Source organism: Streptomyces sp. NPDC059897 (assembly GCF_042730865.1).
GTDB lineage: Bacteria > Actinomycetota > Actinomycetes > Streptomycetales > Streptomycetaceae > Streptomyces.
The window spans coordinates 164,877-187,929 of the sequence record NZ_JBHWKQ010000014.1; the positions used below are offsets into that span (position 1 = coordinate 164,877).

At 71.1% G+C, this 23,053-nt stretch carries 22 protein-coding genes; 11 read left to right on the plus strand and 11 right to left on the minus strand.

Annotated features, from left to right (window positions below; translation table 11 throughout):
* Positions 1–9: 9 nt before the first annotated feature.
* Positions 10–987: a LacI family DNA-binding transcriptional regulator gene (locus ACFV9W_RS18310; protein WP_385761786.1), complete on the minus strand. Its 978-nt coding sequence runs from the start codon at positions 985–987 to the stop codon at positions 10–12.
* On the opposite strand from ACFV9W_RS18310, the gene ACFV9W_RS18315 reads away from it, so the two are divergent.
* Positions 908–2,356: an adenine deaminase C-terminal domain-containing protein gene (locus ACFV9W_RS18315; RefSeq protein WP_385761789.1), complete on the plus strand. Its 1,449-nt coding sequence runs from the start codon at positions 908–910 to the stop codon at positions 2,354–2,356. The genes ACFV9W_RS18310 and ACFV9W_RS18315 overlap by 80 nt on opposite strands.
* Positions 2,357–2,522: 166 nt before the next feature.
* Complete coding sequence (locus ACFV9W_RS18320) at positions 2,523–2,834, plus strand: WhiB family transcriptional regulator (protein ID WP_385761792.1); 312 nt, start codon at positions 2,523–2,525, stop codon at positions 2,832–2,834.
* Positions 2,835–2,869: 35 nt separating this feature from the next.
* Here ACFV9W_RS18320 and ACFV9W_RS18325 read toward each other — a convergent pair whose 3' ends face one another.
* The 5 genes from ACFV9W_RS18325 to ACFV9W_RS18345 are packed head-to-tail and all read right to left on the minus strand — an operon-like array spanning position 2,870 to position 8,820.
* Positions 2,870–4,216 carry a DUF3100 domain-containing protein gene (locus tag ACFV9W_RS18325; protein WP_385761795.1) on the minus strand — a complete coding sequence of 449 codons (1,347 nt, stop codon included), beginning with the start codon at positions 4,214–4,216 and terminating at the stop codon, positions 2,870–2,872.
* A 4-nt stretch (positions 4,217–4,220) separates the two neighbouring features.
* Positions 4,221–5,438: a M20 family metallopeptidase gene (locus ACFV9W_RS18330; protein WP_385761798.1), complete on the minus strand. Its 1,218-nt coding sequence runs from the start codon at positions 5,436–5,438 to the stop codon at positions 4,221–4,223.
* A 10-nt stretch (positions 5,439–5,448) separates the two neighbouring features.
* Positions 5,449–7,005, minus strand: a complete 1,557-nt coding sequence (locus ACFV9W_RS18335; RefSeq protein ID WP_385761801.1) for an aldehyde dehydrogenase family protein — start codon at positions 7,003–7,005, stop codon at positions 5,449–5,451.
* Positions 7,006–7,018: 13 nt separating this feature from the next.
* Positions 7,019–7,888, minus strand: a complete 870-nt coding sequence (locus ACFV9W_RS18340) for an NAD(P)-dependent oxidoreductase (protein WP_385761803.1) — start codon at positions 7,886–7,888, stop codon at positions 7,019–7,021.
* Positions 7,889–7,947: 59 nt separating this feature from the next.
* A complete protein-coding gene (locus ACFV9W_RS18345) occupies positions 7,948–8,820 on the minus strand; it encodes a MurR/RpiR family transcriptional regulator (RefSeq protein ID WP_385761805.1) in 873 nt (290 codons plus the stop codon).
* A 184-nt stretch (positions 8,821–9,004) separates the two neighbouring features.
* On the opposite strand from ACFV9W_RS18345, the gene ACFV9W_RS18350 reads away from it, so the two are divergent.
* Positions 9,005–10,051: an enoyl-CoA hydratase/isomerase family protein gene (locus ACFV9W_RS18350; protein ID WP_385761808.1), complete on the plus strand. Its 1,047-nt coding sequence runs from the start codon at positions 9,005–9,007 to the stop codon at positions 10,049–10,051.
* Positions 10,052–10,084: 33 nt separating this feature from the next.
* Here ACFV9W_RS18350 and ACFV9W_RS18355 read toward each other — a convergent pair whose 3' ends face one another.
* The 3 genes from ACFV9W_RS18355 to ACFV9W_RS18365 form a co-directional block, all read right to left on the minus strand.
* A complete protein-coding gene (locus tag ACFV9W_RS18355; protein ID WP_385761811.1) occupies positions 10,085–10,561 on the minus strand; it encodes a nucleoside deaminase in 477 nt (158 codons plus the stop codon).
* 112 nt (positions 10,562–10,673) lie between these two features.
* Complete coding sequence (locus ACFV9W_RS18360; protein ID WP_385761814.1) at positions 10,674–12,218, minus strand: purine-cytosine permease family protein; 1,545 nt, start codon at positions 12,216–12,218, stop codon at positions 10,674–10,676.
* Between the two features lie 30 nt (positions 12,219–12,248).
* Positions 12,249–13,457: an ROK family protein gene (locus ACFV9W_RS18365; RefSeq protein WP_385761817.1), complete on the minus strand. Its 1,209-nt coding sequence runs from the start codon at positions 13,455–13,457 to the stop codon at positions 12,249–12,251.
* 167 nt (positions 13,458–13,624) lie between these two features.
* Here ACFV9W_RS18365 and ACFV9W_RS18370 point away from each other — a divergent pair, with 167 nt between their 5' ends.
* The 7 genes from ACFV9W_RS18370 to ACFV9W_RS18400 all read left to right on the plus strand — a co-directional run bounded on the left by ACFV9W_RS18370 (position 13,625) and on the right by ACFV9W_RS18400 (position 20,451).
* Entirely contained in the window at positions 13,625–14,566 is a 942-nt protein-coding gene (locus ACFV9W_RS18370; RefSeq protein WP_385761820.1) for a carbohydrate ABC transporter permease, read from the plus strand.
* Positions 14,567–14,582: 16 nt separating this feature from the next.
* The gene (locus ACFV9W_RS18375) at positions 14,583–15,506 is read left to right on the plus strand and encodes a carbohydrate ABC transporter permease (protein WP_385761823.1); all 924 of its coding nucleotides are present in this window, start codon (positions 14,583–14,585) and stop codon (positions 15,504–15,506) included.
* A gap of 10 nt (positions 15,507–15,516) precedes the next feature.
* Complete coding sequence (locus ACFV9W_RS18380; protein WP_385761826.1) at positions 15,517–16,857, plus strand: ABC transporter substrate-binding protein; 1,341 nt, start codon at positions 15,517–15,519, stop codon at positions 16,855–16,857.
* Between the two features lie 32 nt (positions 16,858–16,889).
* Positions 16,890–18,092, plus strand: a complete 1,203-nt coding sequence (locus tag ACFV9W_RS18385) for a Gfo/Idh/MocA family protein (RefSeq protein WP_385761828.1) — start codon at positions 16,890–16,892, stop codon at positions 18,090–18,092.
* A gap of 273 nt (positions 18,093–18,365) precedes the next feature.
* Positions 18,366–18,755 (plus strand): hypothetical protein, encoded by a 390-nt coding sequence (locus ACFV9W_RS18390; RefSeq protein ID WP_385761831.1) that lies wholly within the window; start codon positions 18,366–18,368, stop codon positions 18,753–18,755.
* A 41-nt stretch (positions 18,756–18,796) separates the two neighbouring features.
* Entirely contained in the window at positions 18,797–19,900 is a 1,104-nt protein-coding gene (locus ACFV9W_RS18395; RefSeq protein WP_385761834.1) for a DUF4037 domain-containing protein, read from the plus strand.
* A gap of 104 nt (positions 19,901–20,004) precedes the next feature.
* Positions 20,005–20,451, plus strand: coding sequence for a hypothetical protein (locus ACFV9W_RS18400; protein ID WP_385761837.1), 447 nt, complete (start codon positions 20,005–20,007; stop codon positions 20,449–20,451).
* A gap of 47 nt (positions 20,452–20,498) precedes the next feature.
* Here the strand turns inward: ACFV9W_RS18400 and ACFV9W_RS18405 are convergent, their stop codons facing one another.
* A complete protein-coding gene (locus ACFV9W_RS18405) occupies positions 20,499–20,813 on the minus strand; it encodes a hypothetical protein (protein WP_385761840.1) in 315 nt (104 codons plus the stop codon).
* Between the two features lie 307 nt (positions 20,814–21,120).
* Between ACFV9W_RS18405 and ACFV9W_RS18410 the strand changes: the two genes are divergently transcribed.
* Complete coding sequence (locus ACFV9W_RS18410) at positions 21,121–22,281, plus strand: DUF2993 domain-containing protein (protein ID WP_385761842.1); 1,161 nt, start codon at positions 21,121–21,123, stop codon at positions 22,279–22,281.
* Between the two features lie 99 nt (positions 22,282–22,380).
* On the opposite strand, the gene ACFV9W_RS18415 is transcribed toward ACFV9W_RS18410, so the two are convergent.
* Positions 22,381–23,025: a hypothetical protein gene (locus ACFV9W_RS18415; RefSeq protein WP_385761845.1), complete on the minus strand. Its 645-nt coding sequence runs from the start codon at positions 23,023–23,025 to the stop codon at positions 22,381–22,383.
* Positions 23,026–23,053: the final 28 nt, after the last annotated feature.

The window sequence follows — 23,053 nt, forward strand, 5'->3', positions numbered from 1 at the left end:
CGATCCCTCTCACGACACCCGCGGCGGCGCCGTCGACGCACGGAGCACCGGCGCCGCGGGCACCCGCGACGTCACCGTGCGGCGCTGCCCGTCGACCAGTTCGTGGAGCCGGTTGACGGCGAGCGTGCCGACCTCCCGCAACGGCACATCGAGCGCGGTCACCGGCGGGGTCGTCGCGCCGAGCGTGCTCAGGTCGTCGGCCGCCGCCAGGCTGATGTCCTCGGGCACGCGCCGCCCCGTCGTCCCGAGCCCGTGCAGCAGGCCAAGCGCGAGATAGCTGTTGTACGCGAGGACGGCCGTGGCGGCGCCGGGCAGGGACCGGGACGCCTCGATGCCCGCGTCGAACGTGGGCGGCAGCGGCCCGAGCACATGGATGCGGGCGCCCGCCTCCGAGGCCTGCGCCGTGAGCGCGGCCCGCCGCTGCTCGTCCGCCCACGAGCCCGCGGGCCCGGACACGTAGGCGATCTCGCGGTGGCCGAGCTCCAGGAGGTGCCCGAGGAGTTCGGCGAGCCCCGCCGCCGTGTCGGCCACGACGGCCGGGAGGCGGCCCACCTGGCGGTCGACGAGCACCAGCGGCTGGCGCTTGAAACGCTCACGCAGCGCCGCGTCCGTACCCACCGGAGTCACCATGATCAGCCCGTCGGCCTGCTCGGAGAGCCGGTCGGCGAGCGCGGCCTCGCGCTCCGCGTCGTACTCGGACACGGCGATCAGCAGATGGCTCTCGGTGTCCTCCGCGGCCTGCTGCGCGCCGATGACCAGGGGAGCGAAGAAGGGGTTCGAGAGCGTCGGCACGATCAGCCCGACAAGGCCCGTACGGCCCGTGGTCAGGGCGCGCGCCGCCGCGTTGAGCTGGAAGCCGAGCCGGTCCGCCGCCTCCCGCACCCGCAGCCGGGTGCCCGCCGCGACCATGTCGGGGCGGTGCAGCGCCCGCGAGGCGGTGGCCTTCGACACCCCCGCCGCCCGCGCCACTTCCATGAGCGTCGCCACTGCTGCCCCCTTGTGGGGCGTGCCCTCGTGTGTGCCCGCGCTTGAAGGGCTTGAGCACGCCGGAGCCGCGCTCTCCGCCGACGACATCGCGGAGATGCTGCGCTGGCCCGGAGTGATCGCGCTCGGCGAAGTGATGGACTACCGGGCCGTGGTCGCGGGCGACCGCCGCATGCACGAGGTCACCGCCGCCGCCCGCGCGCAGGAGGTCATCCTCGACGGCCACTGCCCGAACCTGACCGGCGCCGAACTCAGCGCCTACCTCGCCACCGGTGTCGACTCCGACCACACCAAGAACCGCACCGAGGTGGTACTGGAGAAGGCCCGCCTCGGCATGACGATGATGCTCCAGGAGAAGTGCCTGAACGAGGAGGTGGCCGAGGCCCTCCTCGCGCTGCCGCAGCTCCCGCCGCTGTGCCTGGTGACCGACGACCTCGCCGCCGACCACATCGTCGACAAGGGCCACCTCGACCACATCGCACGGGTGGCCGTGGCCGCGGGCTTCCCCGCACACGTCGTCCTCAAGGCCCTGACATGGACGCCGGCCCAGCGTCTGCGCCTGCACGACCGCGGTGTCGTCTCCCCGGGCAAGCGCGCCGACCTGGTGCTGCTGCGCGGCGAACTCGCCGCGTTCGACTCGGCGTTGGTGCTGTCCGGCGGCCGGGTGGCTGGCCGCGACGGCGCGCCCGCACGCTCGGAGGGGGACACCGAGGCTCCGGCCGTGGCGCCGCTCGGCAGTCGCGTCGACGTCGAACCGCAGGACCCGGACACGTTCCGCTGGACCGTCGACCTGCCCGACGGTGTGCACACCTTCCGTGCCATGCGGGTCAACGAGCGGGACACCTACACCGAGGCCGCGGAGCTCCAACTCCCGGTCCAGGACGGCGAGGTGCAGTGGGAGGGGCGTGCCACCGTCGTCCGGGTCCGCAACCGGTACGGACGTGACGGCGCGGCCTTCGCCCCGCTGCTCGGCCGCGAACTGACCGACGGCGCGGTGGCCTCGACGTACGCCCACGACAGCCACAACCTCCTGACCATCGGCACCTCCCGCGCCGCCATGGCCGCCGCCGCGGCGACCGTCGTCGCGGACGGGGGAGGCGTCGCCGTGGTCCGCGGCCCCGAGGGCGGGACGATCGCCGCACGGATGCCGCTGCCCGTGGGCGGTGTGCTGTCCGCCCGCCCGGCGGGCGACGTCGCCGACCAGGCGGCCGCGGTGCGGGGCGCGTTGGAGAGCTGGGGCTGGCGCCACCTCAACCCGTTCATGAGCGTGTCGACCCTGACCCTCGCCGTCTCGCCCGCCCTCAAGATCACCGACCGGTCCCTCGTCGACGTCGTACGCCGCGAGGCCGTGGGGGCGACGACCGCGAACTGACTCCCGTACGAAGGCGCGCAACTGCCCGCAGTTGCGCGCCTTTTGTCCGTTTCGCAGCCGCAATTGACCATGTGTTCAGAGGGGGTGAGGTGCGCGAGCTGCACGTATGGCCTAAAGTGACGACTCGACTACTCTAAGAGGCGAGTACGGGAATGGGGGCGGAGCAGTGCGTCACGAACAGGCTTCACGGTGGGACCGGGCGGCATGCCGTACGACGGACCCCGACGAATTGTTCGTCGAGGGAGCCGCGCAGAGCAGCGCCAAGCGCATCTGCGGGGGCTGCGTGATCAAGACCGAATGCCTGGCCCACGCGCTGGATCAGCGTATCCAGCACGGCGTCTGGGGCGGCATGACCGAGCGCGAGCGCCGAGCCCTGCTGCGCCGGCGGCCGACCGTCACCTCCTGGCGGCGACTGCTCGAGGCCGCCCGCGCCGAGCACGAGCGGCCTGTCCGAGCGGACCGCGTCGGGGTGTCCTGAGGGGCACCCTCAGGGCTGACCCCATGGACAGGCCCTTAGCCCCACGCCCCGAGCGTGAACTCGGCGATGACGACCGAGAGCATGAACGACGCGGTGATGGCGACGAGCCCGACCGGGACGATCTTCCATCCGATGCGGCGCAGCAGCGGCAGATCCTTTCCGAGGGAGAGCCCCGCCAGCGTCAGCATGATGGTCGCGATGGACAGGAAGTCCACCGAGGACACCAGCCGGTTCAGCGTGTCCGAGGCGAAGAACCACGGGCTGGACACATACGCGCCGACGGTGGTGATCCACACGATCGCCGAGATCTTCCGGCTGACCTTGGCCAGCACGAGCCCGACGAGCACCAGGGCCAGCAGCACGGCGTAGCCGCCGACGATGTCGAGGCTCACGTGCCCCGCCGCGACGGATGCGGTGCCGAGGCCGAGCACCGTCAGCACCCCGAGCGACAGCCAGAGCGGGAGCTTGATCTCGCCACCGGCCGCCGCCACCTGCTCGCGGAACGCGCGGTTCTCCGCCGCGCTGCTCTCCGGCCCGCCCGGTTCGGCCGCCGCGTCCTCCGCCGTCTCCGTGCGCCCACGGCGCGTCAGGAACCGGTAGAAGCGGTCCGCCAGCGGCAGCGCCAGGTAGATCCCGACGTACACGCCGAGGATTGTAGTGATCAGGTTGGAGACCGCCGCCATGCCCAGGATGGCCTGCTCGTCGCCGGGATAGGCGGCCACGATGCTGGCGGACGACGCGGCCATCATCGACCCCGAGCCGACACCGGCGCCCATCGCCAGGGCCAGCGGATCGAAGATGTTCCAGTTCGACACCAGCGAGGTCAGGAGCGTGATGAAGACCGCCCCGAACATCGTGCCGAACACATACATGGCGAGGACGCCGCGGTACTGGTCCGAGTCCGGCCCGTACTTCTCCGAGACCATCGCGAACGACGGCTCACGGTCGAGCGAGAACGTCGCGCCGACCGTGGCCTTGCCCATCCGCAGCAGCACGGCCAGCGGCAGCGCGACGGCGACCGTGCCGAGCAGATGCCCGATCTCCTGGAGCAGCAGCGCGGGACCGGCGTCGGCGAGCGTCGGCAGGCTGGGCCCGATGTTGAACGCAAGGCGGGCCACCAGGATCATCACGGCGACACCGACGAGCGCGGCCGCCACCTTCTGCAGATCGATGCCGAGCGGCCGGAACTTCTGGAGCGACACCAGCAGGCCCAGCAGCAGACCCCACACCATCGGGAAGATGATGATGGAGCCGATGCCCAGATCGATGTCGAGCTCGCCGACGAACTGCACGACCAGCGCGATCACCAGCGCGAGCCCGGCGATCGGCAGCGTCTGACGGGTCCGCGTGCCGCGGTCGTCCGGCTTGAGGAGGGTCGACATGTCGTCACCCGGCCCTTCTGATGTCACGGTGGAAGGCGGCCTCGACGAACCGGGCGCGCTGCTCGGGATCGCCCGCCGCGTCGACGACGGTCCACGCGAGCGCGCGGGCCGCTTCGAGCATCAGCTCGTACGCCGCGTCGGTGTCGGCGACGGCGGCGAAGCCGTGGGAGTGGATGGGCACTTCGGCCCCGGGAATGCTCAGCCAGGGGTGCAGACTCGGGATGACCTGGCTGATGTTGCCCATGTCGGTCGAGCCGCCGCCGAGCCGGCCGCCGGACGTGGTGTCACGGCCGAACGACTCCATCGCGGCCGTCCAGTACCCGGCCAGCGCGTCGTCCTGGACGAGCGGTTCGTACAGCGGCTCGGTCGCCTCGATGGTCACCTCGGTACCACTCGCCATCGCGGCGCCCTCGAAGCAGCGCCGCACCCGGGCGAGCAGTGACTCGTACTCGGGCAGGGTGAACGCCCGGCACTCGAAGTCGACGACCGCGCGCTCCGGAATGATGTTCGTGGCCACACCGGCCTCGGACACGAACAGCGCCACGCGATGGTCACCGGGAATCTGCTGGCGCAGCAGACCGATGGCGACCTGGGCGATGGTGGCACCGTCGGCAGCGTTGACACCCTGGTGGGGTGCGGCAGCGGCGTGCGCGGCACGGCCGGTGAACACGGCACGGTAGCGGCCGACGGCCTGCGCGGTGGTCCCGGCCGGGTTGTACGAGACACCGTCCTGCACCGGATGCACCATCAGGGCCAGGCCCACCCCGTCGAACGCGCCGGCCTCCAGCATGAGTGTCTTGCCGCCGCCGTGCTCCTCGGCCGGGGTGCCGATGGCCTTGAGCGTGATGCCCAGTTCGTCGGCGTACGGGGCCAGGGCGAGGGCCGCTGCCACCGACGCACCGGCGATGAGGTTGTGCCCGCAGGCATGACCGACCTCGGGCAGCGCGTCGTACTCGACACACAGGGCCACCGTCAGCTCGCCGCTGCCCGCGGTCGCCGTGAACGCGGTGGGCAGGCCGCCGGTGCCGTGCTCGACCGTGAGCCCGCCCTCGGCGAGCAGCTCGGTGATCGCCGCGGCGGACGCGGTCTCCTCGAAGGACAGCTCGGGACGGGCGTGCAGACCGCGGGCGAGCGACAGCACCTTCCCTGCCCACGCGGTGACACCGGCCGAGGTGTCCTTCTTGAGTCGGTCGCCTTCGGCGACGGTGTGTGTCTGGCTCATCGAGGACTCCTCAGTAGCTCAGCGACGGGAACGGGGAACCGGCGGCACGCGTGGGTGTCCACACGGCCTTGGTCTGGGTGTACTCGTCCAGCACGCCGGGGCCGGAGGACCGGCCGTGCCCGGAGTCACCGAAGCCACCGAAGGGCACGGCCACGTGGATCGTCTTGTACGAGTTGATCCAAAAGGTACCTGCCCGCACTGAGCGGGCCACATGGTGGGCCCGTGCCACATCCTGCGTCCACACCGCTCCGGCCAGGCCGAAGGTGGTCGCGTTGGCGCGGTCGATGGCCTCGGCCTCGGTGAAGAAGGAGTCGACGCCGACGACCGGACCGAACACCTCGGTGGTCTCCAGAACATTGGCGGGGCTGACCCCGTCGAGGACAGTGGGCAGCACCCAACGCCCTTCCGCAAGTGCGGAGTTGGTGACCTGAGTGGGCAGGTGCGCCGCCGTCGCGCGGTGGGCGCCGCCCTCGATGCCCGCCGCGACGAGCGAGGTGACCGTCGCGAACTGTGACTCCGTGATGATGGGGCCGACCTCGGTCTGCGGGTCGAGGGGGTCGCCGACCCGCAGCCGGGCCGCGCGCTCCGCGACCCGTGCCACGAACTCGGCGTGCACCGACCGCTCCACCAGCAGCCGCGAACCGGCGACACACGACTGCCCGGCCCCCGAGAAGATCGCGGACACCGCACCGTCCGCCGCCCGGTCCAGATCCGCGTCGGCGAACACGATGTTGGCGCTCTTGCCGCCGAGCTCCAGAACCGTCGGAATGCCCGCGCCCGCCGCGGCGACGGCCACCCGCCGCCCCGTGCCCACCGAGCCGATGAAGGACACCTTCCCCACGCGGGCGTCCGTGGTCAGGGTGGCACCGGCGGTGGAGCCGAGGCCGGTGGCGACGTTGAACACACCGTCCGGCAGCCCCGCCCCGTGTGCCAGCTGCGCCAGGCGCACGGTCGACGCGGGCGTGAACTCGCTGGGCTTGACGACGACCGCGTTGCCCGCGGCGAGCGGCGCCGCCGAGTTCCAGCCGCCGGTGAACAGCGGCGCGTTCCACGGTGTGATGGCGACGACGACACCCCACGGGACCCGCTCGGTGTACGTGTGCCAGTTGCCCGGCACCGGGATGGTGTGTCCGAGCAGCTTGTCCGCCCAGCCCGCGTAGTACCCGAACATCTCGGCGACCTTCGCGGCCTCGCCGCGGGTGTCACGGATCGGCTTGCCGGTGGTGGCGGACTCCAGCGCGGCGAGTTCCTCGACGTGCTCCGCAACGGTGCGGGACACCTCGCGCAGGATCGCCGCACGCTCGAAGGGGTCGGTCGCGGCCCACACCTCGGCGCCGCGGGCCGCGCTCGCCAGGACGGCGTCGGCGCCCTCAATACCGGCGTCGGCGTAGTCGGCCACCCACTCCGAGGTGGCGGCGGAGGTGAGGCGGACGGCCTCGCCGCGGCCGGGGACGACACGGCCGTCGACGAACGAGCCGAGTCCCTGCGGGAAGTGGGCGTCCAGCGCCGCGCGGGCCGTCGCGGCACCGGAGGCGGCGGAGCCGATCGAGAAGGTCGTGGTGTTCATGGTGCGTCGGTCCTTAACGCGTGAGGGTCGGGGCGACGGTGCGGGCTATCTCGGAGAAGTCGGCGGCCGGGCCCAGTTCGGCCAGGGCCTCCTGCCACCGCTCGCTCGCGGCGGCCAGCAACTGAGGTGTCTCGCCGCGCTGTTTCGCGGTCTCGACGGCCAGGGCGGCGTCGCGTGCCATCAGGCCGAGCGAGAACCCGGAGTCGTACGTGCCGCTGAGCACCCAGTCCGGATACATCGCGGCGGACGCCCTGCTGGCACCGGACGCGCCGCTGATACCGGCGGCCGAGGCGGCCGGGTCGACGCCGTAGGACTTCGCGACGGCGAGGGCCTCGCCGACCGCCACCAGGTTGACGGCGGCCAGCATGTTGTTGAGCAGCTTGACCACATTGCCGGACCCGGGACCGCCGAGGTGCCGGAACTGGCCTCCGGTGAGGGCGTCGAGGACGGGCCGCGCCGCGTCGAGCGCGTCCGGCTCGGCGCCGACGAACGCGGTCAGACGACCGGCCACGGCGCCGGTGCGGCCACCGGAGACCGGGGCGTCGACGAAGGACACACCATGACACGCCGCGAGCTCCGCACAGGCCGCCGAGGTGTCCGGCTCCGAGGTCGTGGTGTCGACGACCGCGACCGTGCCCGGGCGGCCCAGCAGGACGGGCAGGCTCGCCTCGACGACCTGAGCCGACGGCAGGGACAACACCACGTACGGGATGCCGGCGAGCTCCTCCAGTGTGCCGACGGCGTCCACACCGGCCTCCCGGGCGGTGGCCCGCGCGGCGGCGGAGGGGTCGTAACCGCGCACCTGCCAGCCGGCGCCGACCAGCGCGGTGGCCATGGCACCGCCCATCGACCCGAGGCCGACGACGGCGATGTGCTTGCTCATCTGTGCTCCTTGCGGGAGGGAGGCGGCGGGGAGGATGCGAAGCCCCGCCGCCCGGGGTGTCAGTCGAGGTAGATGTCCAGGTCGCGCCAGAGCTGCTGGGTGCGGCGGATCGCGGCGCGGCTGCGCTCCGGCCGCGCCTCCTGCATGCCGGCGAGCAGCCCGTAGACGACCGACGTGGCGGCCGTGACGGACTGGAAGAACGAGATGCCTTCGGACGGCACGACGAGGAGGTGCTCGGCGATGGACGTGGCCAGCCGTCCGCGGCGCATGTCGGTGATCGCGACGACGGTGGCCCCGGCCTCGCGCGCGGCCTCCGCGGCGGCGATGACCTGCTTCGTGGAGCGCCACATGTTGACGACCAGAAGCACATCGCCCGGCCCGACGCTGTTCACCGCCGAGGCCAGGTGCACACCGGCCCGGGTCTCCAGCGTGATCGGGTAGCCCATGGTGGAGCCGAGGTGTGCCATCACGGTGGCGGGCCCCGCGAAGGAACCGACACCGACGACGAGGATCGACCGGGCCTCGGCCAGCGCCGCGATGGCGGCCTCGGCCTCCGCCGCGGAGTTGCTCTCCAGGGTCTGGCGCAGATTCTCCAGGTCGTGCGTCAGCGCGTCGTGCAGCGGGCTGCGGTGCTCGCCGTGCTCAGTGAGGGTGTCCTCCGTCGAGATCTGCACCAGGTACCGCGCCCGCAGCTCCCGCTGCAGGTCGGGCCAGCCCTGGTAGCCGAGGGTCTGCGCGGCGCGGACGACGGTGGAGCTGTTCACGTCCGCCCGCTCGGCGATCTGCGCGATCTCGGCGTACGAGGCGAGCTGAGGATTGCGCACGATGACATCGACGACGCGGGCCTGGGCCTTCGACAGCGGCACATCGGGCAGGGCGTCGCCCAGCCAGTCGGCCTGGCCGGGGGTCTTGGGGGTGCGGGATGAAGGCACGGGCGTTGCTTTCTGAGAGAGCCAGTCTGAGAGAGCGAGCAATCTGCAAGTGCGATTGCATAAACGTACCTCGCAATTTCACTTGCGGGAACCCCCTTGTTCGGCCCGTCGTACACGGCGCCGCCGTCCATGTCCCAGGTGATAGAGATGGTCCTGCCGTGATCTTCACCGGAAGGAACCACCGTTGAGCTCCGACGCCGCCCCCGTGCTCCAGGACGTGGAGGGACGCGCCGCGTACCTCACCCTGAACCGGCCCCGGGCCCTGAACTCCCTCACCCACCCGATGCTGCGGTCCGTCGCGCAGGCACTCGACACCTGGCAGCACGACCCCGCCGTCGAGGCCGTCGTGCTCCAGGGGGCGGGGGAGCGGGGCCTGTGCGCGGGGGCCGACATCCGGCTCTTCCACGACGACGCGCGCAGCGGCGACCACCGCCCGTCGCAGGACTTCCTGCGCGACGAGTACCGCCTCAACTCCCGTATCGCGCACTACCCGAAGCCCTACGTCGCGGTCATGGACGGCATCGTCATGGGCGGCGGCGTCGGCCTGTCCGCGCACGGCGGCATCCGTATCGTCACCGAACGCTCGAAGGTCGCGATGCCCGAGGTCGGCATCGGCCTGGTCCCCGACGTCGGCGGCACGTATCTGTTCACGCGGGCGCCCGGACACCTTGGCACCCACCTCGCGCTCACGGGCATGGCGATCGGTGCGGCCGACGCCCTCCTGTGCGGCCTCGCCGACCACTACGTACCGTCCGCGGTGCTGCCCGGGCTCCTGCGCGAACTGGCCGGGGCGCGGCCCGACGAAGTGGTCGCGCGTCACGCCGAGCAGGCGCCGCCTGGCGTCCTCGCCGAGCAGCGCGCCTGGATCGATGCGTGCTACGCGGCGGACACGGTCGAGGAGATCGTGGAGCGCCTGTTCGCCACCGGAGACGTGGCGGCCAAGGAAGCGGCGGACCTCATCCTGTCCCGGTCACCCATGGCCGTGAAGGCGACGCTCGAGTCCCTGCGCCGCGCGGCCCGCCTCGACTCCCTGGAGCAGACCCTCGACCAGGAGTACCGGGTGAGCTGCGCGGCCCTGCACACCCACGATCTGCCCGAGGGCATCCGCGCCCAGATCATCGACAAGGACCGCGACCCCAAGTGGTCCCCGGCGACCCTGACCGAGGTCGGAGCCGCCGACGTGGAGCGCTACTTCGCGCCGCTGGGGGAGCGGGAACTGGGCCTCGACTGACCGACCAGCCGTACGGCGGCTCGGGTGCGGGCCTCAGGCGCCCTGCGCAAGCCGCCGGTGCAGCTCCTTCACCGCCGGCACCAGCTCGTCCACCGGTCCCTCGACCTTCACCGACGGAGCGACCTCCTGGATGGGCAGGGCGTTCACCGGGCCCTGGGGCCTGCCCCACTCGGCCAGCCACGCGGAGAGCTGCGCCGAGGACGCCACGTACACGATCCGGTCGAGGCCGACCCAGGCGTGCGCCGCCGAGCACATGGGGCAGTGCTCGCCGGAGGTGTACACGGTGGCGGCGGCCCGCTCCTCGGGCGTGAGGTGCTCGGCCGCCCAGCGGGCCAGCTCGAACTCGGGGTGCCGGGTCGAGTCACCACCGGCGATCCGGTTGCGGTCCTCGGCCCGGACCTTCCCGGCGCCGTCCACCAGGACGGAGCCGAACGGTTCGTCATCGGCGTCCAACGCCTCGGCGGCCAGCTCCACACACCGGCGCAGATGGTCCAGTTCACGCTCTTCCACGACGGCCTCTTTCGCTACGGGGATCGGGTATCGGGTATCACGGATCAGGTGTCGCGGATCAGGTGTCGACCGCGTCGTGGCCATCCTGTCAGTGCGCCCCTCGTCATGGCCGTCAGGCCGCGGGCGCCGGTGCGTCCGCCGTGATCGGCGGCACCTCCGCCTCCGAGGCACGCACCAGACGCGGCCCGGCCGGCCCGTACACCGCGCGCGGTTCCGGGAAGGCGAACAGCAGGGCGAGGTAGACGACGGCGGCGAGGGCGAGGCCGACCGGCAGCGAGATGTCCGTGCCGCCCGCGAGGCCGCCGAGCGGGCCGACGAACTGCCCCGGCAGATTCGTGAACAGCAGCGCCAGGCAGGCCGAGACCAGCCACGCCGCGAGGCCCCGCCAGTTCCAGCCGTGCGTGAACCAGTAACGCCCGCCCCGCTGGCGCCGGTTGAAGACCTGGAGGGCCTCCGGGTCGTACCAGCCGCGCCGGGTCACATATCCGAGGGCCATGACGACCATCCACGGCGCCGTGCACGTGATGATGAGCGTGGCGAACGTGGAGATGGACTGCGCGAGGTTCAGGACGAACCGGCCGACGAAGATGAACGCGATCGACAGCGAACCGATGAAGACCGTCGCCCGCACCCGGCTGAAGCGCGGGAACACCGACGAGAAGTCGAGGCCCGTTCCGTACAGCGCGGTCGTGCCCGTCGCCATGCCGCCGATCAGGGCGATCAGGCACAGCGGGAGGAAGTACCAGCCGGGGGAGATGGCGAGCAGCCCGCCCACGTAGTTCGGGGCCGCCGGATCGAGGTACTTCTCCGCCTTCGCGGCGATCACGGATGCCGTGCCGAGCCCGAACAGGAACGGCAGCAGCGTCGCGATCTGCGACAGGAACGCCGCGCCCATGACCCGCCCGCGCGGCGTGGCCGCCGGAATGTACCGCGACCAGTCACCGAGGAACGCGCCGAAGGACACCGGGTTGGACAGCACGATCAGCGCCGAGCCGATGAACGACGGCCAGAACATCGGCGTCGACGTCGAGGCGAACGAGCCGGTGTACCCGGGGTCGAAGTCCCCGGCGAAGGCGAACACACCGAGCACGAACAGCGCCGACGCGGCCAGCACCGCGATCTTGTTCACGAACAGCATGAACCGGAAGCCGTACACGCACACCGTCAGGACGAGCCCCGCGAACACCGCGTACGCGACCGCGTACGAGACATCGGACTCGGGCAGCCCCACCAGCCGGTGCGCCGCGCCGATCAGCGCGTCGCCCGACGACCACACGGAGATCGAGAAGAACGCGATGGCCGTGAGCAGCGACAGGAACGAACCGACCACCCGGCCGTGCACACCGAGGTGTGCCGAGGAGGACACCGCGTTGTTCGTGCCGTTGGCCGGACCGAACACCGACATCGGCGCCAGCAGCAGCGAACCCGCCACCAGACCCAGAACGGTCGCGGCGAGCCCCTGCCAAAAAGACAGGCCGAACAGGATCGGGAACGCGCCGAGCACACACGTGGCGAAGGTGTTGGCACCGCCGAAGGCGAGCCGGAACAGGTCGAGGGGCCCTGCCGTGCGGTCCGCGTCGGGGATCCGCTCGACACCGTGGGTCTCAACTTCCGTGACGCCGGGGGGTGTTGTGGCGCCGGGTGTCGCGTCGGCCATGCGTAACCGCCTTTTGGATCTTGCCGGACTTCAACGGGGCGACGGTACCCGTGTCTCCTGGTGCTGGGGGCCGCCGGGTCCGGACTCTGCGGCCCCCAGCACCAGGACCTGAATCGCCAGCACGGCCCCGCCGCGCGCCCAGTCGTGGAAGTCGGACACCTTCGTCTCCAGATTGACCGGGTCGGCCCGCGGGTGACGGTTCGCCCGGATCGCCTCCTCGATCGCGGGGGCCGCCACATCGACGAGGCCCACGCCCTCCCCGGCGAGCAGGATCTTCTGCGGCATCGCGAAGTTGGCGATCTGCGCGACCAGCGTGCCGAGCGCGCGGGCCGCCTCCGCGACGACCCGCGCCGGAAGCGGCTCGCCCTCGACGGCGCGCGCGAGGATCTCCTCGTACGTCGCGTCCTCGCCGGTGGCGGCCCGCACCTGGGAGCGGATGCTGGGGATCGTGAGGAGCGCGACGGCGCTGCCGCGCCGGCCGTCGGCGGACAGCGGACCGGACGGGTCGACGATCCAGAAGCGGCCCACGCCGAGCCCGTCCTCGGCGGTCTCCACCCGCCTGCCCCCGCTGACCAGGCCGTACCCGAGCCCCGCACAGATCGTGAGCACGGCGAACCGGTCCAGGCCACGGCCCGCCCCGAACCAGCGCTCGGCCTCGACGAGGGCGCTCACATCGTTGTCGACGACCGCGGGCAGCCCGGTGCGCTCCCGCACGAGCCGCGCGAGCGGCACGTCCCGCCAGCCGAGGAACGCCGACTCGTCGACGACCGCACGGTCCTGCGCCCGGCCGCCGAGCCCGATCCCGATGCCGCACAGCGAGGGGAACGCGTCGGCGAACGCATCGGTCAACTCGCCGATGGCCGCAACGACATCGCCCGGCTCCCGGCTCGCGAGCGGGATGTCGCGACAGGCCACGATGTCGCTCTTGAGCGTGGTGACGACTCCGTACACCGTGTCCTCGGTGATCTTGAATCCGGCGAAGGCGCGGGACTCGGCGACGATGTCCAGCGGCCGGGACGGCCGGCCCTGCCGGGACTCCGCGCGCGCCGGTCCCTCCGGCGCCTCGACCAGCAGCCCCGTCTCGATCAGCGGCTTGGTCAGCCGGGTGAGACTGCCCGCCGACAGGTCGAGGCGCCGCGCGAGTTCGCTGCGCGACAGCGGCCCCCGCGTGAGCACCTCCAACGCCACGGCACGCTCGCCCGCACTGAGCGGCTCCCAGGTGTCGGTCTCCGCGTCCATCGCCAACTCCTCTCCCCATTCCTTCTGTTGCGAAAGGAATGCTGCCACTCTAGGCGGCGGCAATCGCTTTCAGGTAGTCGTTGCACGCGTCTTGACGGTTCAAAAGTTCTGCCGCGAAAGTAACCATGCCGAGGACGAGGCCGAAACCCGGACGAGGGAGTCCCCCGATGACCGTCGCCTCCAGCAGCCCGCCGAGACACCTCCCGCTCGCCGACGGCACACCACGGGAGAAGAAGAAACGCCCCCTCGGGGACGGTGCGATCGCCGCACTCTTCATCGCCCCGGCCATGCTCGGCTTCGCCGTCTTCCTGCTGTGGCCCACCCTGCGCGGCATCTGGCTGAGCTTCACCCGCTTCAACCTCCTCACCCCACCGGAGTGGGTCGGCCTCGCCAACTACCAGCGCATGCTGGACGACCCCATCTTCTGGGACTCGCTGAAGGTCACCATCGAGTACGTCGTCGTGAACATCGGCGTACAGACGGTGTCGGCGCTCGCCATCGCCGTCCTGCTCCACCGGCTCACCCAGTCCTCGCTCCTGCGCGGCATCGTCCTCACGCCGTATCTGATGTCCAACGTCGTCGCCGGCATCGTCTGGCTCTGGATGCTCGACACCCAGCTCGGCATCGGCAACGAGATCATCGCCGCCGTCGGCCTCGACCGCATCCCGTTCCTCGCCGACGAGACCTGGGCGATACCCACCATCGCCCTCATCAACGTGTGGCGGCACGTCGGCTACACCGCGCTGCTCCTCTTCGCGGGGCTCCAGGCGATACCCCACGACATGTACGAAGCGGCCCGCGTCGACGGCGCGAGCGAATGGCGGATGTTCACCCGCATCACCATGCCGCTGCTGCGGCCGGTCCTCGCGGTCGTCCTCATCATGACCGTGATCGGCTCCTTCCAGGTCTTCGACACCGTCGCCGTGACCACGGCAGGCGGGCCCGCCAACGCCACCAACGTCCTGCAGTTCTACATCTACGGCTCGGCGTTCGGCCGCTTCCAGTTCGGCTACGCCTCCGCGATGTCCGTGGCCCTCCTGGTCGTACTCAGCGCGATCACCATCGTCCAGTACCGGATCACCCGCGCCGGACACACCGACCTCGGCTGAGGAGAGGAGCACCGACATGGCCACCACCACCGCACCCGCCCACGCCGTACGGCGGCCCGCCCGGCGCCGCCCCTCCTTCGGCCGCGCCGCCGCCTGGACCGCGATGGGTGCGATCGTGCTCATCACCCTGCTGCCCTTCTACTGGGTGCTGCGCACCGCGCTCTCCTCCAACCCGGGCGTCGCCGCCGACCCGACCTCCGTGCTCCCCGTCGACCCGACGGGCGGCGGCTTCGAGCGCGCGCTCGGCCTGCAGTCGACGAAGGAGGCCGTCGCCCAGGGCGGCGCGGGCGGCGGCCTCGACTTCTGGCGCTATCTGCTCAACTCGATCGGCGTCTCGACGCTGATCACCGTCTGCCAGATCCTGTTCTCCGCCATGGCCGCCTACGCGTTCGCCCGCCTCAACTGGCGTGGCCGCGACACCGTGTTCGCGCTGTTCCTCGGCGGACTCATGGTGCCGACCATCTTCACGCTGCTGCCCAACTTCGTCCTCGTGAAGGAACTCGGACTCATCGACTCCCTCCTCGGGATCGCGCTGCCCACGATGTTCATGACCCCGTTCGCGGTCTTCTTCCTCCGCCAGTTCTTCATGAACATCCCGCGCGAGGTCGAGGAGGCGGCGCTCCTGGACGGCGCGGGCCGCATCCGGATCTTCTTCCGGGTGCTGCTGCCGATGGCGTCCACCCCTGTCATCACCCTCGCCGTCCTCACGTACATCACCTCCTGGAACGACTACTTCTGGCCGCTGATGGTGTCGTACAGCGACAGCTCCCGCGTCCTCACCGTCGCCCTCGCGATGTTCCGCGCGCAGACCCCGCAGTCCGGCTTCGACTGGTCCGGGCTCATGGCGGCGACCCTCATCGCCGCCCTCCCGATGCTGCTGCTCTTCGGGGTGTTCGCGCGCCGGATCGTCAGCTCCATCAGCTTCACCGGACTCAAGTAGGAGGCACCGGATGCGATTTCGTACGCTCGTCGCGCTGACCGGAGCGCTGGCACTGTCGCTGACCGGATGCGCGGGAAGCGACCCGGGAGCCCGCTCGTCGAGCACCGTCACCTACTGGCTGTGGGACGCCAACCAGCTGCCCGCCTACGAGGCCTGCGCCAAAGACTTCGAGAGACAGCACCAGGGCCTGGACGTGCGGTTCACCCAGATCGGCTGGGAGGACTACTGGACCAAGCTCACCGCCAGTTTCATCTCCGGCACCGAGCCGGACGTCTTCACCAACCACATCCAGAAGTTCGGCCAGTTCGCCGACCTGGAGGTGTTGGAGCCCCTCGACGACCTCGGCATCGAGGACACCGACTACCAGCCGGGCCTCGCCGCGAACTGGGTCGCCCAGGACGGCCACCGCTACGGCGCGCCGAAGGACTGGGACACCGTCGCGCTCTTCTACAACAAGAAGATGCTCGACGACGCCGACCTGACGCCGAAGGACCTCGACGCGCTGAACTGGAACCCCAAGGACGGCGGCACCTTCGAGGAGGCCATCGCCCACCTCACCGTCGACCGCAACGGCAAACGCGGCGACGAACCCGGCTTCGACAAACACCACGTCAAGACCTACGGCCTCGCCACCAACGGCGGAGGGGACGGCGACGGCCAGACCCAGTGGAGCCCCTTCACCGGCTCGGCGGGATGGTCCTACACGGACAAGAAGCGCTGGGGCGAGAAGTACCAATACGGAGACAAGACCTTCCAGTCCGTCGTCGACTGGTACTTCGGCCTCGCGAGGAAGGGATACATGGCACCCTTCACCGCCTGGAACGCCGGACTCAACCAGTCCAACGCCCAGTTCGCCGCAGGCCGCGCCGCCACCGCCTTCGACGGCGCCTGGATGCTCTCCACGTACGCCGGGTTCAAGGGCATCGACTCCGGCACCGTCCGCAACCCCACAGGACCCACCGGCAAGCGAGCCACCATGATGAACGGCCTCGCCGACTCCGTCACCAAGGGCGCCCGCAACAAGCCCGGCGCCAAGAAATGGGTCTCCTACCTGGCCTCCGACGCCTGCCAGAAAACGGTCGGCCGGTACGGGATCGTCTTCCCCGCGACACCGTCGGGGACCGACGCGGCCGTCGCCGCCTACAAGAAGAAGGGCATCGACACCTCGTCCTTCACCACCCCGGTCGACGACCGAAGGCAGTACCGCACCTTCTCCTTCCCGCTCACCAACTACGCCGCCGACGTGTACGCCCTGATGCACCCCGCCATGCAGGACGTCTTCGGCAACGGGGCGCCCGCGAGCCGCCTCGACGAGACCAACGACCAGATCAACCTCCTGCTCGACCAGTGACCCCCGCAGCACGTACCGAAAGGCATGCGCACATGACGTTCACCCTCGGCATCGTCGGCGCCGGACAGTTCGCCGGCGGCTTCGCCAAGCTGTTCCTCGCCCACCCCGGCGTCGACGCCGTCCACGTCACCGACCTGCTGCCGGAGCGAGCCGAACAACTGGCGGCGAAGGAGGGCCTCGCCGGCACCTTCCCCTCGTACGAGGCGATGCTGGAGTCCCCCGACATCGACGCCGTCGCCGTCTTCACGCAGCGCTGGACCCACGGCCCACTCGTCCTGCAAGGCCTGGAAGCCGGAAAGCACGTCTACTCGGCCGTCCCGATGGCCGTCACACGCGACGAGATCGCCGCGATCATCGACACCGTCCGCCGCACCGGCCTCACCTACATGATGGGCGAGACCAGCGAATACAACCCGGCCACCGTGCACGCCCGCAACCAGATCGCCGACGGCGCCTTCGGGCGGCTCTTCTACGCGGAGGGCGACTACGTCCACGACATGGACCTCGGCTTCTACGAGGCGTACCAGTACAGCGGCGGCGAACGCTGGAAGGAGACGGCGAGCTATCCACCGCTGCTCTACCCCACGCACGCGGTCGGCGGCGTGCTCGGTGCCTGGCGGACCCACGCCGTCAGTGTCTCGGCGATCGGTGTGAAGGACGAGCGCGGCGACGGTGTCTTCGACACCGAGGTCAGCCAGTTCGGCAACGACATCTCGAACGCCACCGCGCTCTTCGAGGTCGCAGGCGGCGGATCGTTCCGTACGAACGAGTTCCGGAGGGTCGGCTACCCCTCGCACATCAGGGAGTCACGCTTCCGGTTCTTCGGCACCGACGCCAGCATGGAACAGGTCGCCACGGCCAGCTTCTGGCAGGACAAGAAGGGTGTGCAGGACATCACCGAACTCCTCGAACCGAAGCCCTCGCTCAGCCCCGACGACCCCTCACTGGCGAAGATCGCACCCGCCCTGCGCGCCGCGTTCACCTCGGGCTCGGCCCCCGTCCACGACCGCTCCCGGCTGCCCCGCGTCTACGACCGTCTGCCCAACGGCCACGAGGGCAGCCACCACTTCCTGGTGGACGACTTCGTCACCGCGGTCAACACCCGCACCCTGCCCTCGGTGAACGCGTGGGTGGCCGCACGCTACACACTGCCGGGCATCGTCGCCCACGACTCGGCACGCCAGGGCGGGCAGCGCCTGGAGATCCCGGACTTCGGCGATGCGCCCGAGGCCTGAGGCCGTCAGACACACCTGCCGCGGCGTACGTCAGGCCGTCCGTGCCGTATCGCGGACGGCCTGAACTGCGAGAAGGCGGCCACGGGGGCGCGCGAAAGCACGTCGGCGCGGGCATCATGGGGCCCGTGTGCCGGGGGAGCGGCGCAGGGCCGGACTTCGGCATGCGTGGAGTGACGGGGAGGGGGTAGGTGCGCCGCCGAGGCGCTGCGAGGCGAAAAGGGCGCCTCGACGGCTGAAGGGACGGTTATGGGGCAGGCTCGGGTGCGGTTCCCTGTGCGCTGGGAAGACGGAGGTGTCCTGGTCGTACAGGTCGTGGGCCGGTTCGACGCCGACGCCGCGGCGGAATTGGGCGCGCTGATGGGGCGCCTGGACGCCACCGGCCAGTCCGGCCTGGTGGTGGACTTCCACGACGCCGAACACTGCGACGCCGACGGGGCACGGCGGTTCGTCGAGGCGGGCCTGGCCATGGCGGCGGACGGCAGCGCGCTGGCCGTCGTCGCGGACGCCGCCGAACAGGCCGTGCTGCGCGCGGCAGGAGCGGACCGGCTGAGCCTTGGCGTGCACGACGATGTCGCCGCCGCCCTCGAAGAGATCTCGCGCTGGACGGCCGACACCCTGGGTGACCGGGACGCAGGCGCGGGCTCGGGCTCCGCACTGCGATAAACCCCGCGCGCACCCGATACCGCGTGCAGCACAGTGATGCCATGACGCACTCGGACGCCCGGTTCATCCCCGGCATCGAACTCTCCAGGGCCCTGTACGAGGAGGCGGTGCGCCCGATCCTGCGGGAGACGTTCCCCGGGCTGCGCCACGCGGCCGCCCGCATCGGCGGCGGATCCGAGGTCCTGGGCTTCGACACACCACGCTCCGCGGACCACGAATGGGGCCCGCGGCTCGAACTCTTCCTGACACCCGCGGACCGGGCCGAGCACGGCGCGCACATCCACCGCGTCCTCAGGGAGCGACTGCCCAAGCACGTACGGGGCTGGCCCACGCACTTCGAGGAGAGCGCGAACCCGCTGGACCCGGTCGGCCGCATGCGGGCCACCGACGGCCCGGTCAACCACCGCGTCGACGTGCACACGGTGGACGACTGGGCGGCCGAGCGCCTCGGACTGCGCCCGGCCGACGCGCAGCCGAGCGTGACCGAATGGCTGGCGATGCCCCAGCAGCGACTCCTCGAGACCACTGCCGGCACCGTCTTCCACGACGACCACGGGACCCTCACCGCCCTGCGACGCACCCTGACCTGGTATCCGGACCAGGTGTGGCGGTACCTGCTGGCCTGCCAGTGGCAGCGCATCTCCCAGGAAGAGGCGTTCGTGGGACGCTGCGCGGAGAGCGCCGACGACCTCGGATCAGCCCTGGTCGCAGGCCGCCTCGTGCGCGACCTCATGCGCCTGTGCCTGCTCCTGGACCGACGCTACGCCCCGTACGGCAAGTGGCTCGGCAGCGCCTTCGGCCGGCTGCCGGCGGCGCGGGCGCTGACCCCGTCGCTGCGCGGCGCGCTCACGGCGCCGGACCACCCCACCAGGGAATGCCACTTGTGCGACGCCTACGAGGCCGTGGCCACGCTGCACAACGCCACCGGACTCACCCCTCCACTGGACCCGACCCGACGCCCGTACCACTCCCGCCCCTTCCTGGTGCTGCACGCCGAACACTTCGCCCAGGCCCTGGCCCGCACCCTCACACACCCGGCCCTTCGCGAACGGCCCCTGGTGGGAGGCGTGGACCAATGGGCGGACAGCACCGACCTGCTGCACCGGCCCCTGGCCGTGCATGCCGCGACGCTCGCGATCCAGTGAACGCGCTGGAGACCGGGGCCCGTTCGGGACCGGCGTGAACTGATCCTGACGAACCCCGCGGACACCGGGCACGATGGTCCGGTGGTCGGACGCGGAGGGCCGTCGTGAGCGCGAGGGTGCGTGACGTGGTGCGGGACGTGGTCGCCGAGGTGGCGCCGGACGAGGTCCTGCTGCTGGACAGACTGGCGAACCTGGACGAGGGCCGGGTGACCCGCCTGTTCGCGCGGAGCGTCGAGGACTCGGAACCGATCGAATGCGGCCACGTCGACGTCACCGCGCCCGTCACGCCGGTGCTGTGGCTGGCACTGGACGAGGCCGCCCGCGGCACCACCTGCAAGGCCGCCCGCCGCAAGCCACTCGTGTACCACCTGTTCCGCCGCCCACCCCAGCCCCCACCCGAACTCCGCTGCCGAACCGCGGCCCAACTCGACGCCGTACGCCACCTGGTACACGCCCACGCACACGCGGCACGGCTCGGGGAGGACGCCGCACAGGCCCTCGCGGACTCGGTGGCCGCGCGCCTCGCGCTGGAACTGACGGACGCGGGCTGAGACGACGACCGCCCGGGGAGACCCGGGCGTGAAGCGGGCCGAAGGCGTCAGCGCTGGGTGAGGGTGTACGACAGCTGGTAGTTGGCGCCGTCCTTGGTGAAGTTCAGGATGCCACTGCCTTCCTCGGACAGCGTGTGCGAGCCCAGGGAGTCACTACGGTTACCGGGCAGGCGATCGGCTTCGTGAAGCGCGACGGTGACCTCGCCGTCGAAGGCGTGGTACGTGTCGACCGGGTACTTCTGGCCACCGCTCATCCTGGGCAGCGGGACGTTCTCGCCGTTCACGGCGAGCTGGGGGTCGTCGTCGCCGACCCAGTCCTCGGTCTCGATGCACTTGAGCGTCTTCAGGTGGAGATTGGCCATGATGTTGCTCCCCGTTCTGGCGATCGGTCTGCTGCCGGCTGGTGGGCCGTACCTCGGCAGGTAAGCATCGTGAACTGCGAGCCTTCCCACTGGGCGCGGGGTCGATACGCAATCTTCACGAGTGAGGCACAGGCCTCCGGGCCGACGTGCACGTGGTGGTGGCTGCCGTGACCGGTGTGGCCAACGGCCAGCCCATCGAGGGAAGTTGATGTACGTAAACCTACGTGTTCCCGCAGGTCTGCGCGGCGGGCGCCGGTGGAGGAGCGGGGACTTGGGTGCGGGCGGGGTCGTGTGTTCGTATGTGGCGGTGATTGAGAACGGCCCTCCCGAAGACTCCACGGCCCACATCCCGGGCACCCGCACCGCTTCCGGCGACAAGGACCGGTACGACGAGACACCTGGCGCCCCGTCGACCGGGCGCACCCAGACTCAGGGCTGGGGAACGGGCGCGACGTCCGCGGACGGCGAGACCGCCACCGGCTCCTCAGGGCCCCCCTTGGACCGCAAGGCCCGCAAGGCGCGTCGACGCGAGGCGCGCAAGGTGCTCCGCTCTCCCGCGCGCACGACGGCGAAGCTGATCGTCGCCCTCGTCGTGGTGCTCGGCTTCCTCGCGCTGGGCGACCGGTGGGCCGTGCTGTACGCGGAGAACATGGCGGCGAAGAAGGTCCAGGAAGCGCTTAAGCTGCACGCCGAACCCGAGGTGCACATCGACAGTTTCCCCTTCCTGGGGCAGGTCCTCATGGGCAACATCGACCATGTGGAGGTCAATGTGCCCCACGTGCCCGCGGGCCCCGTCTCGGTCGCGCAGGTGAAGGGCTCCGTGGACGACATCCGGATCGTCGGAAGCGTCCCGGCCTCCGTGAAGGGCGCGGTGCTGAGCAAGGTGCGCGGCGACGTACTCCTCGACTTCGACGACCTCAACCGTGAAATCGGCGCCTCCCAGGTGAAGTTGGCCCCCGGCAAGCAGCCGAACACCGTGCAGGCCAAGGGCGGTCTCCCGGTGGGCGGCAAGCAGGCCGCCATCCAGGGCCGTGCGCACCTGGAGCGGACCGGGGACCACGGCCTGGCCCTGTCGGTGGAGGACACTCGGATCGTGGTGCCGGGACTGCTCACCTACACGCCGGGCGAGGGCGGAGGCCTCCAGCTGACGGCTCCCGTGATCAGCAAAATGGACCAGCGCGAGACCGAACAGGCCACGGGCCAGCCGCTCCGGCCGGACAGGCTCGTGAAGGGCGGCGCTCTGGACGCGCTGGCCGACCACCCTGAGCTGCTGAAGCCCGCGGGTATCGATCCGTCGCTGATCGAAGGCCTGCGGAAGCTGCAGGAGCCGAAGGTCGCGCAGAAGATGGAGTTCTCGGCACAGCTCCCCGAGGACCTGCCGGGCGACCTGCGGCTGCGTGACGTCGCCGTCACGAAGGACGGCATCCGCGCCCAACTGGCAGGCAGGGATGTGCCGTTGGGTACGTGACACGCACTGTCGCCTGCTGTTCGGGTGCTGACGCCCGGGTGACTTCGGCGCCCGGGCGTCGTCGTGGATTGCGGTCATGCGGCTATGCGGTTATGCGGGTCACGGGTGGGTGGTCCAGTGGGGTGCGGTGCGGGCCCAGGCGGTGTCCCATTGCGCGAGGTTGTGGCGGTGGATGAGGCGACCGGCCACGGCGTGGGCCGCGAGGCCGGTGAGAGGGACGGCGAAGAAGGCGAGGAGCGCCCAGCCCATGGTGTGGTTGCGGACCTCGTCCGTGCTCAGCGGAGGCCGGGTGACTGCGCCCTCGGCGTCGGTCCAGATGAGGACTGTGCGGCCGGCGGGCAGCGACGGCGCGACCTCGGCCTTTCCGGTGCGTGTGTTGCCGCGCGCGTCGGTGTAGCGGACGGGAACCGGGTAGCGGGCCTCCTTCGCCTCGTCCGACCCCGGCTCGGGGTGACGCGGTGCGTCATGGGTGAGGGTCGCGGGGCGCTGGGTGCGGGTGAGCGCCTCGTACTGGGCGGTGCTCTGGTAATGGCGTTGGGCGCTGCTTCCGGCGGCGAACATCGCGGCTGGTGCGGTGACCAGCACGGCGAGCGCGAGGGTGAGGGTGATCCACGCGTGCAGACGGTCGCTGGGCCGACGGAGAGGCGACCGTCTCCACTGCCGCGGGAGGCGGCGGGTCCGGGGACGGTGTGCGGGGCGGGGGCCGGTGGGTGGTGGCTGGGCCGGGTGATTCTCACCGGTCATGGGGGTGCCTCCTTTCTGGCGGCGGGTG

What these genes read in the sequence shown, in the direction of transcription:
- ACFV9W_RS18415 (WP_385761845.1), bottom strand. Translation starts at nt 23,025, where the DNA reads ATGACCGGTGAGAATCACCCGGCCCAGCCACCACCCACCGGCCCCCGC.
- ACFV9W_RS18315 (WP_385761789.1), top strand. Translation starts at nt 908, where the DNA reads ATGTCGGGGCGGTGCAGCGCCCGCGAGGCGGTGGCCTTCGACACCCCC.
- ACFV9W_RS18335 (WP_385761801.1), bottom strand. Translation starts at nt 7,005, where the DNA reads ATGAACACCACGACCTTCTCGATCGGCTCCGCCGCCTCCGGTGCCGCG.
- ACFV9W_RS18375 (WP_385761823.1), top strand. Translation starts at nt 14,583, where the DNA reads ATGGCCACCACCACCGCACCCGCCCACGCCGTACGGCGGCCCGCCCGG.
- ACFV9W_RS18325 (WP_385761795.1), bottom strand. Translation starts at nt 4,216, where the DNA reads ATGTCGACCCTCCTCAAGCCGGACGACCGCGGCACGCGGACCCGTCAG.
- ACFV9W_RS18405 (WP_385761840.1), bottom strand. Translation starts at nt 20,813, where the DNA reads ATGGCCAATCTCCACCTGAAGACGCTCAAGTGCATCGAGACCGAGGAC.
- ACFV9W_RS18360 (WP_385761814.1), bottom strand. Translation starts at nt 12,218, where the DNA reads ATGGCCGACGCGACACCCGGCGCCACAACACCCCCCGGCGTCACGGAA.
- ACFV9W_RS18380 (WP_385761826.1), top strand. Translation starts at nt 15,517, where the DNA reads ATGCGATTTCGTACGCTCGTCGCGCTGACCGGAGCGCTGGCACTGTCG.
- ACFV9W_RS18330 (WP_385761798.1), bottom strand. Translation starts at nt 5,438, where the DNA reads ATGAGCCAGACACACACCGTCGCCGAAGGCGACCGACTCAAGAAGGAC.
- ACFV9W_RS18340 (WP_385761803.1), bottom strand. Translation starts at nt 7,888, where the DNA reads ATGAGCAAGCACATCGCCGTCGTCGGCCTCGGGTCGATGGGCGGTGCC.
- ACFV9W_RS18370 (WP_385761820.1), top strand. Translation starts at nt 13,625, where the DNA reads ATGACCGTCGCCTCCAGCAGCCCGCCGAGACACCTCCCGCTCGCCGAC.
- ACFV9W_RS18385 (WP_385761828.1), top strand. Translation starts at nt 16,890, where the DNA reads ATGACGTTCACCCTCGGCATCGTCGGCGCCGGACAGTTCGCCGGCGGC.
- ACFV9W_RS18365 (WP_385761817.1), bottom strand. Translation starts at nt 13,457, where the DNA reads ATGGACGCGGAGACCGACACCTGGGAGCCGCTCAGTGCGGGCGAGCGT.
- ACFV9W_RS18395 (WP_385761834.1), top strand. Translation starts at nt 18,797, where the DNA reads ATGACGCACTCGGACGCCCGGTTCATCCCCGGCATCGAACTCTCCAGG.